19 protein-coding genes are annotated in these 16,510 nt (G+C 54.8%); 18 read left to right on the plus strand and 1 reads right to left on the minus strand.

From position 1 onward, the window contains the following. The first annotated feature begins 28 nt into the window (after positions 1-28). Positions 29-379, plus strand: coding sequence for a hypothetical protein (locus OU789_RS01920; protein WP_274652795.1), 351 nt, complete (start codon positions 29-31; stop codon positions 377-379). A gap of 142 nt (positions 380-521) precedes the next feature. Here OU789_RS01920 and OU789_RS01925 read toward each other — a convergent pair whose 3' ends face one another. Further along, positions 522-722, minus strand: coding sequence for a DUF1127 domain-containing protein (locus OU789_RS01925; protein WP_274652797.1), 201 nt, complete (start codon positions 720-722; stop codon positions 522-524). Positions 723-971: 249 nt separating this feature from the next. Between OU789_RS01925 and ruvC the strand changes: the two genes are divergently transcribed. The 17 genes from ruvC (at position 972) to folD (ending at position 16,505) form a co-directional block, all read left to right on the plus strand. After that, entirely contained in the window at positions 972-1,493 is a 522-nt protein-coding gene (gene ruvC, locus OU789_RS01930) for a crossover junction endodeoxyribonuclease RuvC (protein WP_263954153.1), read from the plus strand. Beyond that, on the plus strand, positions 1,490-2,170 hold the full coding sequence (gene ruvA / locus OU789_RS01935) for a Holliday junction branch migration protein RuvA (protein ID WP_274652800.1): 681 nt from the start codon (positions 1,490-1,492) through the stop codon (positions 2,168-2,170). The genes ruvC and ruvA overlap by 4 nt, the downstream gene beginning before the upstream one ends. Before the next feature lie 3 nt (positions 2,171-2,173). After that, positions 2,174-3,217, plus strand: coding sequence for a Holliday junction branch migration DNA helicase RuvB (gene ruvB / locus OU789_RS01940; RefSeq protein WP_274652802.1), 1,044 nt, complete (start codon positions 2,174-2,176; stop codon positions 3,215-3,217). Positions 3,218-3,282: 65 nt separating this feature from the next. After that, entirely contained in the window at positions 3,283-3,918 is a 636-nt protein-coding gene (locus OU789_RS01945) for a hypothetical protein (protein WP_274652804.1), read from the plus strand. Positions 3,919-3,979: 61 nt separating this feature from the next. After that, a complete protein-coding gene (gene ybgC / locus OU789_RS01950; protein WP_274652806.1) occupies positions 3,980-4,378 on the plus strand; it encodes a tol-pal system-associated acyl-CoA thioesterase in 399 nt (132 codons plus the stop codon). A gap of 105 nt (positions 4,379-4,483) precedes the next feature. Next, positions 4,484-5,179 (plus strand): protein TolQ, encoded by a 696-nt coding sequence (gene tolQ, locus OU789_RS01955; RefSeq protein WP_263954146.1) that lies wholly within the window; start codon positions 4,484-4,486, stop codon positions 5,177-5,179. A gap of 1 nt (position 5,180) precedes the next feature. Beyond that, complete coding sequence (gene tolR, locus OU789_RS01960) at positions 5,181-5,660, plus strand: protein TolR (protein ID WP_274652809.1); 480 nt, start codon at positions 5,181-5,183, stop codon at positions 5,658-5,660. 9 nt (positions 5,661-5,669) lie between these two features. Beyond that, complete coding sequence (locus tag OU789_RS01965) at positions 5,670-6,755, plus strand: energy transducer TonB (protein WP_274652811.1); 1,086 nt, start codon at positions 5,670-5,672, stop codon at positions 6,753-6,755. A 2-nt stretch (positions 6,756-6,757) separates the two neighbouring features. Then, positions 6,758-8,074, plus strand: coding sequence for a Tol-Pal system beta propeller repeat protein TolB (tolB, locus tag OU789_RS01970; protein ID WP_394358502.1), 1,317 nt, complete (start codon positions 6,758-6,760; stop codon positions 8,072-8,074). 66 nt (positions 8,075-8,140) lie between these two features. Beyond that, positions 8,141-8,641, plus strand: coding sequence for a peptidoglycan-associated lipoprotein Pal (gene pal / locus OU789_RS01975; protein ID WP_274652813.1), 501 nt, complete (start codon positions 8,141-8,143; stop codon positions 8,639-8,641). Next, a complete protein-coding gene (gene ybgF, locus OU789_RS01980) occupies positions 8,638-9,465 on the plus strand; it encodes a tol-pal system protein YbgF (protein ID WP_274652815.1) in 828 nt (275 codons plus the stop codon). Before pal ends, ybgF begins: the two co-directional genes overlap by 4 nt. Then, a complete protein-coding gene (tilS, locus tag OU789_RS01985) occupies positions 9,462-10,721 on the plus strand; it encodes a tRNA lysidine(34) synthetase TilS (RefSeq protein WP_274652817.1) in 1,260 nt (419 codons plus the stop codon). The genes ybgF and tilS overlap by 4 nt, the downstream gene beginning before the upstream one ends. Before the next feature lie 82 nt (positions 10,722-10,803). After that, on the plus strand, positions 10,804-12,720 hold the full coding sequence (ftsH, locus tag OU789_RS01990; RefSeq protein WP_263954140.1) for an ATP-dependent zinc metalloprotease FtsH: 1,917 nt from the start codon (positions 10,804-10,806) through the stop codon (positions 12,718-12,720). A 108-nt stretch (positions 12,721-12,828) separates the two neighbouring features. Continuing rightward, entirely contained in the window at positions 12,829-13,410 is a 582-nt protein-coding gene (locus OU789_RS01995; RefSeq protein ID WP_274652819.1) for an MOSC domain-containing protein, read from the plus strand. 147 nt (positions 13,411-13,557) lie between these two features. Beyond that, on the plus strand, positions 13,558-15,234 hold the full coding sequence (locus tag OU789_RS02000) for a formate--tetrahydrofolate ligase (protein ID WP_274652821.1): 1,677 nt from the start codon (positions 13,558-13,560) through the stop codon (positions 15,232-15,234). Between the two features lie 62 nt (positions 15,235-15,296). After that, the gene (locus tag OU789_RS02005) at positions 15,297-15,599 is read left to right on the plus strand and encodes a chorismate mutase (protein ID WP_274652823.1); all 303 of its coding nucleotides are present in this window, start codon (positions 15,297-15,299) and stop codon (positions 15,597-15,599) included. Between the two features lie 3 nt (positions 15,600-15,602). Beyond that, on the plus strand, positions 15,603-16,505 hold the full coding sequence (gene folD, locus OU789_RS02010; RefSeq protein WP_274652825.1) for a bifunctional methylenetetrahydrofolate dehydrogenase/methenyltetrahydrofolate cyclohydrolase FolD: 903 nt from the start codon (positions 15,603-15,605) through the stop codon (positions 16,503-16,505). The last annotated feature ends 5 nt before the right edge of the window (positions 16,506-16,510 follow it).

The following is a 16,510-nucleotide window of genomic DNA, read 5'->3' on the forward strand; positions in this document are numbered from 1 at the left end:
TTGGTGGGTTTAACGGACGGAGCGCACTATGGCTGATGCCAATATGCAAAGTTTTGAACAACGTGTCGGGCGCATTAACAAGCGTCGCACAAAGATGGCGCGCGGCGTTGTCGAAAATGTCGTGAACAAAGATGGTCTCATTGAGACTAAGGTTCGCCGCCACGGTCCTCGTTTTCCATGGCGTGGGTTGTTCCTATCGTGCTTGGTTTTCTTCGCGCTGAAGGGGCTCCTGTTGGCGCACCTCGGTCAGGGCACCTATGATAGCCGTGTCGAGAAGCTAAAAGCTGGAACTGTGTTTGAGCAGGTTGGCGGCTGGGCTATGCACGCGGATCCCATCACACAATACGCTGCGGACACCATCCGGAGTTACATCCGCTAAGCGCTATTTCAAGCAACAAGATAGAAGGCCGCATCGATTGGTGTGGCCTATTGTCGTGTGCGCACACGCGTGATGTCACGCAAAAGAAAACCCGCGTAGGCCGATGCGCACGCGGGCTCCTTTGATCTCAATGAAGTCGGGGCTAGAACTTAGCGATGTCGGCACGACAAAGGCCGATGTCATTCAGTTCATGATCGCTCAGTTTGTTGAGCGTTGCGCGTGTTACGCGTGCGTCATTCCAAGCTGCGAGCGATGCAAGTACAGAAGCAACATAGTTAAGTGTGCGGCCTGCAAAAGAGGCGCCGTTGGCGAATGAGCGGGTATCAACAGTAGTTACAGCCATGCGAGGCCTCCTTCTTTGTCTTGGTATTTAGTTTATCTGATGAGCGGCAGGTAAGCCGCAAAACCGAGTCTCGCAAGAGGGTGTTCGCGCATACCCATCATGCGATTCTTGCATGCCTTCCTCGGTTCTATTCGCTGGGTGCAACATGCCTGCTGATTCAGTTAAGGATTGGCAAATGTTCGCGTTTCGTGCTACTTTCGCGCACAACAATTGGTGCAAAGCCAAAAAGTCAGAGCAGGTAGGCATTCTATGAGGGTAGTTGGGATTGATCCGGGGCTAAGAAACCTTGGTTGGGGCGTCATTGACGTTCAGGGCGTTCGGATCACACATGTCGCCAACGGCATCTGTACGTCGGATGGAAAAGCAGACCTCGCCTCACGGCTTTTGTCGCTTCACACGCAACTTTCCTCTGTTTTCGCAACATATGCACCCGATAGTGCGGCGGTTGAGCAGACCTTTGTAAACAAGGACGGTGCGGGCACGCTTAAGCTCGGACAGGCGCGGGGCGTTGCGATGCTCGTTCCGGCGCAGGCGGGGTTGGATGTGGGCGAATATTCTCCGAACAAGGTCAAGAAAACGGTCGTGGGCGTTGGCCATGCCGACAAAGGGCAAGTTGCGCATATGGTTAAAATGCAGCTCCCGGGTGTTGTGCTTGCTGGGCCAGATGCCGCAGACGCTTTGGCGATTGCGATCTGCCATGCCCATCATGCACAGTCCGCAGGGCATTTGGCAAAGGCCGTGAAACAAGCAGAAAAGCGAGTGGCGATGTGATTGGCAAAATTTCCGGTCGGCTGGAATATCGAAGCACAGACCACGTCATGATCGATGTGCGGGGTGTTGGGTATCTCGTTTATGTAACGGAACGGACAATGGCCGCCCTGCCGCAGATCGGCGAGCAAGTGGCGCTCTATACCGAGTTATTGGTGCGAGAGGATAATCTTCAACTCTTTGGCTTCACCAGTTTGATCGAGAAAGAGTGGCACAGGTTGCTTGTATCGGTTCAAGGGGTCGGGGCTAAAGCGTCGATGGCGATCTTAGGAACCATTGGCGCAGAAGGTGTCGGTCGCGCAATTTCTCTCGGAGACTGGAATGCAGTCAAGGCCGCGAAGGGTGTTGGTCCGAAAACAGCGCAGCGTATTGTTCTGGAACTCAAAGAGAAGGCACCCAATGTCATGGCGCTTGGCGGTACTTTAGCAGATGCCGAAGGGATAACGCCGGCAGCGCCTTCGAGTGAGGATGTTGTTGAGGTTGTTGAGCCTGCGCCCAAGAAGAAGTCGGCTCCGTCTTCGGCGGCGGCACAATCGGAAGCGCTTTCCGCACTAACCAACCTTGGTTACAATCCGAGCGAAGCCGCAAGCGCTGTGGCGCAGGCCGCTAGTGATACGCCCGAAGCGCAAACGACTGATCTAATTCGCGCCGCGTTGCGGCTTCTGGCACCGAAAGGTTAGCCCGTGTATCCACCCGATAGTCCGCAGCCAGACCCGACCATTCGCCCTGAAGCCCGCCCCGAGGACGCAGACCGCGCTCTTCGGCCACAGGTGCTCGAAGAATTCATTGGCCAAGCCGAGGCGCGTGCAAACCTGCGGATTTTCATTGAAAGCGCAAAACAGCGTGAAGAGGCGATGGACCACGTTTTGTTTCACGGACCTCCTGGCCTTGGTAAAACCACGTTGGCGCAAATCATGGCTCGAGAGTTGGGCGTAAATTTTCGCATGACAAGTGGCCCTGTGCTCGCAAAAGCGGGTGATCTCGCAGCAATCCTGACAAACTTAGAGGCGCGGGATGTGCTGTTTATCGACGAGATTCACCGCCTGAACCCTGCAGTTGAAGAAGTTCTGTATCCTGCGCTTGAGGATTTCGAGCTTGATCTCGTCATCGGCGAAGGCCCTGCGGCAAGGACGGTTCGGATCGAGCTCCAACCCTTCACGCTTGTTGGGGCAACAACGCGGATGGGGCTTTTGACGACGCCATTACGCGACCGGTTTGGTATCCCTACGCGGTTGCAATTCTATTCAATCGATGAACTCAACGAAATTGTCACCCGTGGTGCGCGGCTTTTAAATGTTCCGTCTGAGCCCGATGGCGCCATGGAAATTGCCAAGCGAGCTCGCGGCACACCTCGAATTGCTGGGCGCCTGCTTCGCCGTGTTGTGGATTTTGCATTGGTCGAAGGTAGTGGCGTTATCACGCAGCAGCTTGCAGATCATGCGCTGACGCGGCTTGGTGTTGATCACCTCGGGCTCGACGGTGCGGATCGCCGATACTTGCGTTTGGTGGCCGAGAATTATGGTGGCGGGCCGGTGGGCATCGAAACCATGTCGGCCGCGCTGTCGGAAAGCCGCGATAGCCTAGAGGAAGTGATCGAGCCCTATTTGCTTCAGCAAGGGTTAATTCAACGGACACCGCGCGGCCGGATGTTGGCACAAAAGGCATGGACACATCTTGGCATTGCACCGCCCAAGTCGCCCGATCAACCTCAGCTGTTTGGCAAGTAGGCGGGTTGCATGAAGGGCTCAAAATTTTTATGTCCCCCTGCAATGACATGGATAAAGGGTGACGCATGACCTCTATAACGCCAGAAGAGATCGAAAGCCTGTTTGAGCGCGGTGGTGCTTACGGATTTTCCCGCTGGGGGAGGCCTATTGCGCCCGTTGTGTTTGGTGTTGAGGAAGAAACTATCTCTGTGGTGAAGGGTGCGCTCGAAGCGCTGTGTTCCTTGGCGCGGCACGAGTTGGCCGAAACTGATCCCGAGTTGGGCAGCAACCTAATGGTGTTCTTTATCCGCGAATGGAGTGACCTGAAGGGCGTTCCAGATATTGATCGCTTGATCCCCGAAATGGATCCTCTCCTTGCGCGTTTGGACGAAGCTAAAGCAAACCAGTACCGCTTTTTCCGCTTTGACGAGCAGGGTGCGATTAAGGCTGGTTTCGTGTTCCTAAGAATGGATGACACGCTTGCCGACATCCCCGCCGACGTCCTTGTCTTGGGGCAGATGGTCCAGATTATGCTGCTGTGGGGCGAGAAGGCCTTTGCCGAGCGTTCGCCGTTGGCCATTCACCCAGAAACGAAAGCAACCGTTTTGCGCCCTGAAATCGCACAGGTCATTCAGGCCGCTTATGATCCTGTATTGCCCGCTACGGCTCAGGATTCCAGTCATGCTTTGCGCCTGTTTGCTCGGATCTCTGCGGTTGGTTAAATTGCGTTTGCGAGGCCTTCACGGCAAACTACGCATCATTGGAAAAAGTTCGAGGTAAATCGTGCCCCATATCTTCCCGCTTCGGGTGTATTACGAAGACACCGATCTGGCAGGCATCGTTTACTATGCCAATTACCTCAAGTTTATCGAGCGGGCGCGTACGGAATACGTTCGGGAGTTGGGCGTCGATCAAGGGGCGCTCAAGCGCGACACTGGCCTTGTTTTTGCGGTTCGCCGGGTGGAGGCTGATTACTTTCAGCCAGCAATTTTCGACGATGTGTTAACAGTGGAAACCTCTGTTGAAGCGGCAACGGGTGCACGTTTTGTTATGCTGCAGCAGGTGAAGCGCGGCGAGACAGTTTTGTTCTCTGCGCATGTGACTTTGGTGGCGCTTAACCTGAAAACGGGAAATCCAGCCCGAATACCGGCGGATATTCGCCAGTTACTGCTTTGTGATTAAACATTTTGTCGCTTTCAGGAGCTTTGCGTAGCAATCCTCGTGTGAATGCGATAGAATCCGCGTTAATCAGAGCCGGAACACCGGCCTTTAGTAACGAGCAGGCATATGGAAACAGAAACCCTTGCAGTGGCGCAGGAGATTGATTTCTCCTTCTTGGCGCTTTTTTTGCGCGCAACTTTCACGGTTAAAATCGTGATGATCATGCTGATCGTCGCATCGTTTTGGTCGTGGGCGATTATTATTCAAAAGACGCTGAACTATCGACGGGCCCGTAGTGAATCGAGCGAATTCGATCACGCGTTCTGGTCTGGCGAGCCTCTGGATGGGCTTTTCGATCAAATTGCGGGCGATCCACAGGGCGCATCGCAGAAGATATTCTCCGCAGGCATGTTGGAATGGCGGCGCAGTCATCGACACGATGGCGGATTGATTGCAGGCGCACAGGCGCGGATTGATCGCTCCATGGATGTGGCGCTCGCGAAAGAGAGTGAGTCACTCACGCAAGGCTTGCCTTTCCTCGCGACTGTTGGCGCGACCGCACCGTTTGTTGGTTTGTTCGGTACGGTTTGGGGCATCAAACACGCCTTCGAAGAGATCGCCATTCAGCAAAGTACAAACCTCGCCGTTGTTGCACCCGGTATTGCCGAGGCTCTGTTGGCGACGGCTCTTGGCCTTCTGGCGGCTATTCCGGCGGTTATCTTCTATAACAAACTGTCCGCGGACAGTGACCGTTTGATCGCGGGGCACGAAGCTTTTGCCGACGAGTTCTCTACCATCCTGAGCCGTCAGTTGGATAGCTGATATGGGCGCGGGTGTAATGCAAGGTGGAGGAGGGGGTGGCCGACGAGGCCGCCGTCGCCAGAGCGGCAAGAACAAACCTATGTCGGAAATTAACGTCACGCCCTTTGTGGACGTGATGCTTGTTTTGCTAATTATCTTCATGGTCGCAGCGCCGCTCATGACGGTTGGAGTTCCGGTAGAATTGCCGAAAACCGCGGCCAAAGCATTGCCGAGCGAGCAAGAGGAGCCGCTGACACTTTCGCTAACGGCGGATGGACGGCTTGTTCTGATGAGCACAGATATTGCCGCCGAAGAGTTGATCCCCAAACTGCGCGCGATTGCTGCGGAGCGGGCGGACAACAAAGTGTTTTTACGTGCCGATGGGGCAATCCCCTATGAGCAAGTTGTGCAGATCATGGGCGCGCTTAACGCGGGCGGTTTCAATGATATTGGCCTCGTTACCGACACCGGCGGTCCCACGCTCAGCGGCAGCGACGGGTAGCGGTCTACAGTGCGCACCGGTTACTATATCTCGGGATTTGGCCACGCGCTCTTGATCCTGTGGGTTCTGTTCGGGGGCCTGTTTCTTCGTGCGCGCGAACCGGTTTCAGTCGAAACGACACAAGTCTCGCTGATCTCGCCCGAAGAGTTCGCACAAATCGCTACGCCATCGGTTGCACCTGATGTGGATACCGAAGTTGAACCGCCTGCACAGCCAGAGCCGGACGTGCCTGGGGAGCCTGAAACCGTGCAGCCGGAAGAAACCGCGCCCGAAGTTCCAGAGCAGCCGGAACAGATCATTGCCGAGCCAACCGAAGCGCCGGAGATAACCGAAGTGGCTCCAAATCCGGTTGTGCCGGATGAACCACAGATTGTGCCGCTAGCACCAGTTGCGCCAGAGGCCGTTGAGCGCCCTGCAGACCGTGTTGCGCCAGAACCAGTGATCAATGATACCCCAGAGCAACCAATTGATGTTGTTACCCAAGAGGCCGCAGAAACCGCAGAGGATACGCCGCCTGATCCTGTAGAGGAGCCAGTTGAGGAAACAACAGTACAGGAAGAAGCCTCAAACAAGATCGTTGCTGAAGCGATCGAGCCGCCGAAATCTTCGCCGCGGCCACCTTCGCGCCCTGAACGCCCTCAACCCGTCGTCGAGCAGCCTGAAGAGCCAGAAGAACCGGACCAACCAGAGCAGCAAGATGATATTCTTGCGGCGCTGAACGAGGCAAACGAAACTCCCGCACCAAGCGAAACCCCGCAGCCAGCCAGCGGACCGCCACTCACTTTTGGCGAGAAGGAGTCGCTGCGCGTTGCCGTGTCTCAATGCTGGAACGTTGGTGCGCTCTCGGGCGAGGCCTTGCGGACAACAGTGGTTGCGTCTCTCTCGGTTGGCCGCGATGGTGTACCTGACGCCACTTCGGTTAGAATGATCGATTATAGTGGCGGTTCAAAAGACGCCGCCGATAGAGCGTTTGCAGCCGCGCGCCGAGCCATTATCATGTGTGGCAGCAAGGGTTTTAACCTTCCTGCTGAAAAATACGATCATTGGAAAGAAATAGAGATAACCTTTGATCCAGTTAAAATGAGGAATAGATAGCTATGTTCCGATTGATTGCCCTCGTTCTTGCTCTCATCGTTGCAGGTGTCGGCCACAAGGCAACGGCCGAACCTTTGCGCATTACCGTGACTGATGGTGTGATCGAGCCGATGCCGGTCGCCGTGCCCGACTTCGTGGCCGAAACCGCAGGATCAAGCGAGATGGCTTCGCAGATCAGCCGCGTTGTCGTTGCGGATCTCGTCGGTACAGACCTGTTCCGCGAAATCCCGAAAAATGCATACATCTCGAATATCACAAGCTTCACCAGCCCGATTCAATACGCTGATTGGCGCGCGATCAACACGCAGGCGCTGATTACCGGCGCGGTGAGTGTTTCGGGTGATCGGTTGACGGTTAAGTTCCGGCTTTTTGATGTGGTGTCCGGTGCGCCAATGGGGGAAGGGCTCCAGTTTGGCGGTACCACGCAAAGCTGGCGGCGCATGGCGCACAAGGTCGCGGATGCGGTTTACAGCCGGATCACAGGCGAGGGAGGCTACTTTGATAGCCGCGTTGTCTATGTTGCGGAAACTGGCCCCAAGAACGCCCGCAAAAAGCGGCTTGCGGTCATGGATTACGATGGCGCGAATGTTCAGTATCTAACAGGCGATGAGTCTCTTGTTCTTGCGCCGCGATTCTCGCCAACAGGGGACCGCGTTCTTTATACGTCCTATGAAACAGGGTTTCCTCGGATTTACCTGCTCGATGTGGCAACCGTTGGCCGCCGTATTCTTGAGCAACAAGAAGGTACCATGAGCTTTGCTCCGCGCTTTTCTCCTGATGGGAACACGGTGGTTTACTCGCTGTCTCGGGGCGGGAATACCGATATCTACACGCTCAACCTTTCTACGGGCGCGTCGAGCCGCTTAACCCAGACACCGTCAATCGAAACCGCGCCAAGCTATTCGCCCGACGGTAGCAAAATCGTATTTGAAAGCGATCGAAGCGGTGGTCAGCAACTTTACATCATGTCGGCAAATGGCGGCGAAGCGCGTCGGATCAGCTCTGGCTCCGGCCGGTACGGTACGCCGGTCTGGTCCCCTCGCGGAGATTTGATCGCCTTTACCAAGCAACACAATGGCCGTTTCCACATTGGCGTAATGCGCACAGATGGAAGCGAAGAGCGGCTTCTAACCACATCGCGCCTTGACGAAGGGCCAACATGGTCCCCCAATGGGCGCGTGATTATGTTTACGCGTGAGACGCTTGGTTCTGGCAGCACGTCATCCCTCTATTCGGTGGACGTGACGGGTCGAAGCCTCAAACGGGTTCAAACGCAGGGTGCAGCAAGTGATCCCGCGTGGTCGCCGCTGTTGAAGTAATAGCTATTGAAAGCGCACGCGTACGAGCAAGATGTTGCGCAAAAACGAACAAAGGTGGGAAGTGATATGAAACAGTTTACAAAGGTTGCGTTGGTGGTTGCGGCGCTTGGTCTGGCGGCTTGTTCCAACAAAACTGGTGGATTTGGTGGTGGTGCCGGTTCTGGAAGCGGCGGATTGAACGGCGATGTGAACGATCCAACTTCCGTCGCCTATTTCAACACCACCATCGGCGATCGCGTTCTGTTCGAAGTTGATCAAAGCACGCTGACTGAAGAAGGCAAAGCTACCCTCGCAGGGCAGGCTGTATGGCTCATGAACAACGGCGAGTATACTGCCATTATTGAAGGCCACGCAGACGAACAAGGCACACGCGAGTATAACCTCGCGCTGGGCGAGCGCCGCGCGAATGCCGCCTATCAGTTCCTTGTATCGCAAGGTGTGGCGAGCAACCGGTTGCAAACAGTGAGCTTTGGCAAAGAACGTCCACTTGAGATTTGTTCCGAGGAAAGCTGTTATCGTAAGAACCGTCGCGCGGTGACGGTTGTTGCAGCAGGGGCAGGCGTGTGATTTCGTTCCTAAGACAAACTACGGTCGCAGCAGCACTGGTCTGCGCATCTTGGGCTGCTGTGCCAGTGCAAGCGCAGGATCAGACGCTGGCGGACCTCAGGCAAGAGCTTTCGGTCGTTTATGTAGAGATCCAGAAGCTCAAACGCGAACTGTCTACGACGGGTTTGTCTGGCGGCACAGATCAGGCAGGTACATTGCTTGAACGGATCGAAACCATCGAGGCCCAACTACAGAGCGTGACTGCACGGTCCGAAGAGATTGAGCTTCGACTAAACCGCGTTGTCAAAGACGGCACTACGCGCATTGGCGATCTTGAGTTTCGGATTTGCGAGCTTGAACCAAATTGCGATATTTCGACAATTGAGTTTGGCAGCACACTTGGCGGTGAAGTTCCGGAAGTTGCGCCTGCGCAGCCATCGACCGAACAAGGTGGTCAGCTTGCCGTAGGCGAAGAGGCAGATTTCGCCGCAGCAAAAGCAGAGCTGGACGCGCAAAACTATCTGCAAGCGGTTGAGAAATTCGAAAACTTTTTGCGGGACTATCAAGGGAGCCGTCTGACAAGTGAGGCGCAGTTCCTAAGTGGTCTTGCTTATGAAGGTGCAGGCGATGTGCAGCCCGCTGCGCGCGCATTTTTGGAAAGCTTCTCTGGAGCGCCTGATGGGCCGCTCGCGCCGCGCGCTTTGTTTAAGCTCGGCTCTTCTCTCGGCACGCTCGGTCAACAGAACGAAGCCTGCCTGACGCTTGGAGAGGTCGAGGCCCGTTTCCCGACTGCTCCTGAAGTTGCAGAGGCAAACGCCCGACGTCAGGAGCTTGGTTGCTTGTGACGCCCACAAGTTGGACACACGAACATCAAGAGGCGCTCGCTACCAAGCTGGCGCCTTTTGCCATTGATGGGCTTGGACTTGCGGTTTCTGGAGGCTCGGATTCACTTGCAATGCTCTATCTGATCGCCGATTGGGCTTCAGAAGCTGGTGTGACGGTTAAAGTAGCGACAGTTGATCACGGGCTGCGCGCTGAGGCGAAAGATGAAGCAAAGCTCGTTGCAGAACATTGCCGAACTCTAGGGCTCCCGCATTCCACATTGGAGTGGCGCGGATGGGATGGCACGGGAAACCTGCAATCAATGGCGCGCAAGGCAAGGATCAGCCTGCTTGCTGATTGGGCAAAAGACACGGGTGTCACAAGAGTTGCGCTTGCCCACACCATGGACGACGTGGCCGAGACGTTTCTGATGCGACTTGGGCGTGGTGCGGGGGCGGCAGGTCTCGCTAAAATGACAGAAAGCAGAGAAGTCTCTGGCATTGAATTCATTCGGCCGTTGATGGCGTTCCGTCGTTCCGAGTTGCGTGCATACTTGCAGGAACGTGACGCGGCTTGGGTGGAAGATCCGTCTAATAAAGATGACCGATTTGACCGCGTTCGACTTCGCAAGATGCTGCCTGATCTAGAAAGCGCCGGTGTAAGCGTTTCGAGTATCGCGAAATCTGCGGAGAACTTGCGTGGGGTCTCGGAAGCGCTCGATCATTATACGCGCGCCGCTGCCGAAGATGCGGTGACGATCGAAGACTGCAATCTTTGGCTTGATCTCGCACGGCTCACACAACACCCAGCAGAAATTCAGCGTCGTTTGATCTCGGGCGCTGTCGAATGGATGTCTCCTTCTGAATATGCGCCACGCGGAAAGTCTGTGCAGCGCGTTCTGGCGCAACTCGAGGAGCAGGAGCAGACCGTGTTGCGCGGTTGTTTGTTTGTGCGTGTTGGCGACAGAGTTTTGGTCACGCGTGAGTTTGCCGCAGTTGAGGGCTTAAGTGCTGCAGTTGGCGAAGTTTGGGACGGCCGCTGGCTGCTGCGCGGCAGTGTTGCGGATGGCGCCGAGGTCCGCGCGCTTGGGCCTGATGGGTTACAACTTTGCCCTGACTGGCGCGAAACGGGCAGAAAACGTGCGGCGCTGCTTGTTTCACCGTCAGTTTGGGTAAGCGGCGAACTTGTGTCCGCTCCATTGGTGGGCAAAGCGAATGCAATCACGGCTGAGCCCCAAAAACATTGGGAAGATTTCCTTCAAACAGCTTTATCGCATTGAAGAATTCGCTTCGATCCTTATTTTAGACGGGTGACGACGCACGGATTCTTATGTGCTGTCAAAATTCTTGAGGAGATGTCCCTTGGGCAACGCGCGAAGTTTCGCATTCTGGATCGTTTTGGGTCTGCTATTTGTCGCTCTGTTTCAGGTGTTTAGCGGTAACCGCAGCACGATGAACAGCAGCGAGTACACTTATTCACAATTTGTTAATGCTGTGAACAGCGGTGAAGTCACCGAAGTAACGATGGACGCCGAGCGGGTGGAGTTTGTTGGTTCTGATGGCCAAAGCCACTGGGCGATCGTGCCGGAAGACGCTGAAATTTCGTCTACGCTGATTGAAAAAGGCATTGAAGTTAAAGCGAACTCGCAAGAGCAGTCTGCGCTTGGCCGCTTTATCATGCTCTTTGGACCGGTTGCTCTTCTGATTGGTTTTTGGTTCTTCATGATGAACCGCATGCAAGGTGGCGGCAAAGGTGGCGCGATGGGGTTTGGCAAGTCCAAAGCCAAGATGCTTACCGAAAAGCAGGGCCGTGTTACATTTGATGATGTCGCCGGTATTGATGAAGCCAAGGAAGAACTTGAAGAAATTGTTGAATTCCTGCGTAACCCGCAGAAGTTTAGCCGACTTGGTGGTAAGATTCCTAAAGGCGCGCTTCTGATCGGTCCTCCAGGTACAGGTAAAACGCTTCTGGCGCGTGCGATCGCCGGCGAAGCGGGTGTTCCTTTCTTTACGATTTCGGGCTCTGATTTTGTTGAAATGTTCGTAGGTGTTGGTGCGAGCCGCGTACGCGACATGTTCGAGCAAGCCAAGAAAAACGCCCCGTGTATCGTGTTTATTGATGAGATCGACGCCGTTGGTCGCCATCGTGGCGCCGGCTATGGCGGTGGTAATGATGAGCGCGAGCAGACGCTGAACCAACTCCTTGTTGAGATGGACGGTTTTGAGAGCAACGAGGGCGTGATCCTTCTTGCGGCGACCAACCGCGCTGATGTTCTTGATCCGGCGTTGAAACGCCCAGGCCGATTTGACCGTCAGGTGCAGGTTCCGAATCCGGACATCAAAGGCCGTGAGAAAATCCTCAACGTCCACGCAGCGAAAATTCCGCTCGGGCCGGATGTTGATCTTCGTATTATCGCGCGCGGTACACCTGGATTTTCCGGTGCGGACCTCGCGAACCTTGTGAACGAAAGCGCGCTGATGGCCGCACGGATCGGGCGCAATGTTGTGACGATGGAAGATTTCGAAATGGCGAAGGACAAGGTCATGATGGGGGCGGAGCGCCGCTCTATGGTCATGACACCTGCGCAAAAAGAAATGACAGCCTATCACGAAGCTGGCCACGCAGTTGTTGGTGTGACCTTGCCGGAATGTGATCCGGTTTACAAAGCTACGATCATTCCGCGTGGTGGTGCGCTTGGTATGGTGATGAGTCTTCCTGAAATGGATCGGCTAAACTATCACAAAGACCAGTGCGAACAGCAGATCGCGATGACGATGGCCGGTAAAGCTGCCGAAATCATCAAGTTCGGCGCGGATCGTGTATCAAACGGCCCTTCTGGTGATATCCAGCAAGCCAGTGGCCTCGCACGGGCGATGGTGATGCGTTGGGGTATGTCCGATAAAGTCGGCAATATTGATTACCAGCAGGCCCATGAAGGATATATGGGCAACGGCGGCGGCGGATTGTCTATTTCCGCGCATACCAAGGAACTTGTCGAGGAAGAGGTGAAGCGCCTGATCGACGAGGGATATAAAACTGCGCGCAAAATCTTGCTTGAGAAATCGGAAGAGTTTGAACGTCTTGCGCAGGGTTTGCTTGAGTATGAGACTCTGACGGGCGAGGAAATTGAGCGCGTGATGCGCGGCGAGCCACCCCAAATCGACGATGACGAGGACAAGCCGGATACGGGCAGCGCGCCAAGTGTCACGGCGATTCCGAAAACTAAGCCGAAAAAGCCCAAGTCGGGCGGCGGCATGGAGCCGGAGCCGACAGCATAGTTCGAAACAAAGATAGCGCCGCATGGACCTGCATGCGGCGTTTTTGTTTTGACTATCCCTCAGCGGAAATTGCAAACTCGTCATCGCAACATTCAAAACAGGGGTCTTATGCCTGCACTTAAAGCAACGGATTTTTTCTGTGAGATCGTCTGGCTGGGATGCGTTCTTGACCGCAATGAAAGCCTCTTGGCGACGCCAATGGATGAAATGGAGCTTACCTTTTCCGGACCCCTTCGTGAGGATCACGGAGGGCTAACGCGACCGTCTTGTTCGCGAGTCATTACGCAATATCCGCGTGGAACCGAAATTCGCAACGTACGCCAACTTACAATCGTCTCTGCCGAAGAGATCAAGGAGATCGCGAAGGCACTTGAGTTGGAGCAACTTGATCCAGCGTTGTTGGGGGCGAACATGGTTGTGAAAGGCATCCCAGACTTTACGGCTGTACCTCCTTCCTCGCGGTTGCAGGCAGAAAACGGCGCGACAGTTACGATTGATATGGAGAACCAGCCGTGCAACCTAGTGACGCGCGAAATTGGACTGAAGCATGAAGGCGAGGGCAAGGCGTTCCGCGCGAAAGCAGCAGGCAAGCGCGGTGTCACGGCTTGGGTCGAGCGCGAAGGTACGCTTCGGCGCGGAGATAAATTGCGGCTGCACATTCCAAATCAAAGACCTTGGCCGCACGGATGATAGGCGCCAAGCATTCGGAAAGGCGCTGATTTTTCCGATGTGAAACATCGCTGGGCGCTTTATCTGCGAAAAATGTCGGTTTTACCGCTGTAACTGTGTTCAGTGGTCTGTAGAACCGAAGCATTAGCATTTTAGTCAGGGGCCGTTATGACGTTCAAAACCGATATCGAGATTGCACGCGAAGGACAAAAGAAGCCGATTCAAGAAGTTGGCGCTCGGTTGGGAATTCAAAGCGAACATTTGCTGCCCTTTGGACATGACAAAGCAAAGGTGAGCGCGGAGTTCATCAAGTCGCTTGAGGGTAAGAAAGACGGTAAACTTATTCTTGTGACTGCTATTAACCCGACGCCGGCGGGTGAGGGCAAAACAACGACCACAGTCGGGCTTGGCGATGGGTTGAACAGCATCGGTAAGAAAGCGGCAATCTGTATCCGCGAGGCCTCGCTTGGTCCGTGTTTCGGTATGAAAGGCGGCGCAGCTGGCGGCGGCTACGCACAGGTCATCCCGATGGAGGATATGAACCTGCACTTCACAGGCGACTTCCACGCGATCACCTCAGCGCACAACCTGCTTTCGGCAATGATTGATAACCACATCTATTGGGGCAATGCGCTTGAGATAGACGAGCGCCGTGTCACATGGCGGCGTGTGATGGACATGAACGACCGTGCGCTCCGCGATACGGTGACGTCTCTTGGTGGCGTTGCAAACGGCTTCCCGCGCCAGACGGGCTTTGACATAACTGTTGCCTCCGAAGTTATGGCGATCCTTTGCCTTGCCAATGATCTGGACGATCTTAAAAAACGGCTCGGTGATATTATCGTCGCCTATCGTCGGGACAGAACGCCGATTTATGCACGTGACATCAAGGCCGATGGCGCAATGACTGTACTCCTACAGCAAGCGATGCAGCCAAATCTTGTTCAGACACTTGAGAACAATCCTGCCTTTGTCCATGGCGGACCGTTTGCGAATATCGCGCATGGGTGTAATTCGGTGATTGCGACGAAAACGGCGTTGAAGCTTGCTGATTATGTTGTGACCGAGGCGGGATTTGGCGCAGACCTTGGGGCCGAGAAATTCATGAACATCAAATGCCGCAAAGCGGGCATCGCGCCTGATTGCGTTGTGCTTGTGGCGACGGTTCGGGCCATGAAGATGAATGGCGGGGTCGCCAAAGCTGATCTTGGTGCCGAAAACGTTGAAGCTGTTAAGCAGGGTTGTGACAACCTCGGGCGTCATATCGCCAACTTGAAATCATTTGGCGTACCTGTTGTTGTCGGGATTAACCACTTTACCTCGGATACAGACGCGGAAGTTCAAGCGGTGATGGATTATGTGGCCTCGCAAGGTTCTGAGGCGATCCTGTGCAAGCATTGGGAAAAAGGCTCTGCGGGTATTCAAGAACTCGCAACGCGCGTTGCAGAGATAGCAGATGCGGATGTTTCACAGTTCGCCCCGCTTTATCGCGATAACATGCCGTTGTTCGAGAAAATCGAGCGGATTGCGAAATCGATCTATCGTGCGGATGAGGTTCTGGCCGATAAGAAAATCCGCGATCAACTTCGCGCTTGGGAGCAGGATGGCTACGGTGATCTACCGGTGTGCATGGCGAAAACACAGTATAGCTTTTCGACCGATCCGAACCTGCGCGGCGCACCAACGGGGCATTCCGTTCCTATTCGTGAAGTCCGCCTATCAGCAGGCGCGGGGTTTGTCGTCGCGATTTGCGGAGAGATCATGACCATGCCGGGTTTGCCGCGCGTGCCGTCTGCGGAGCAGATTAAGCTCAATGACGCGGGCGAAATCGAAGGTTTGTTCTAGGGGGCGTTGAAGAACTTTCTTGCTCGGAGTATGAGGGGCCGCGAAACGATTGGAATGCGGATATGCGTGAGCCCAAAGATTGCGAAAACATGGAACAGCTTCGCGCCGAGATCGACACGCTCGACGCGGAATTGATTAAGACCCTTCGCATTCGTGCGAGCTATATCGACCGTGCGGCAGAGATCAAGAAACGCGATGGGCTTGCCGCGAATATTCCAGTTCGCGTCGAAGAAGTTGTGGGGAATGTCCGGCGACTTGCAGAGGACGAAGGGCTTTCACCTGACTTGGCCGAAAGTCTTTGGCGCGAGCTTATTCGCTGGTCGATCGCACGCGAAGAAGTGCACCTGAATACGACAAAGGAGTAACCCATGACCGCTAAACTTCTCGACGGCAAAGCATTTGCCGCAACCGTCCGCGAAAAGGTTGCTTCGCATGTTTCCAAACTGAAATCTGAGCATGGCATTACCCCAGGGTTAGCGGTTGTGCTGGTTGGCGAAGACCCTGCAAGTCAGGTCTATGTGCGCTCCAAGGGCAAGATGACTGTCGAAGTGGGCATGAACTCCTATGAGCACAAACTCGACGCCGACACTTCAGAAACGGATCTCCTCGCGCTCATCGAAAAGCTGAACAAGGATGAAAGGGTTAACGGTATTCTTGTGCAACTTCCTTTGCCTGGCCACCTCAACGAAGACCTTGTCATCAACTCGATTGATCCGGCCAAAGACGTTGACGGCTTTCATATTTCCAACGTGGGCTTGCTTGGCACAGGTCAGAAATCGATGGTGCCGTGTACTCCATTGGGATGTTTGATGATGTTGCGGGAGCACCATGGATCGCTTTCTGGTTTGGATGCGGTTGTTATCGGGCGTTCGAATATCGTTGGAAAACCTATGGCCAACTTGCTTCTAGGCGATAGCTGCACAGTTACAATCGCGCATAGTCGCACCAAAGACCTGCCCGATGTCGTGCGACGTGCGGACATCGTGGTCGCGGCCGTTGGTCGGCCAGAGATGGTATTGGGCGATTGGATCAAGAAAGGCGCGACCGTAATTGATGTTGGCATCAACCGTATCCCCGCGCCAGAAAAGGGCGAAGGCAAGACACGGCTTGTTGGAGACGTTGATTTTGCAACGGCGAAGGAAAATGCCGGTGCGATCACGCCTGTTCCTGGCGGTGTGGGCCCAATGACAATCGCATGCCTTCTGGCGAATACTCTGACGGCGACCTGCCGCGCAAACGGTCTTGAAGAACCCGAAGGGCTGACCGCGTAGACAGC

The sequence above is a fragment of the Halocynthiibacter sp. C4 genome (genome assembly GCF_028823805.1).
GTDB classification, from domain to species: domain Bacteria; phylum Pseudomonadota; class Alphaproteobacteria; order Rhodobacterales; family Rhodobacteraceae; genus Falsihalocynthiibacter; species Falsihalocynthiibacter halioticoli.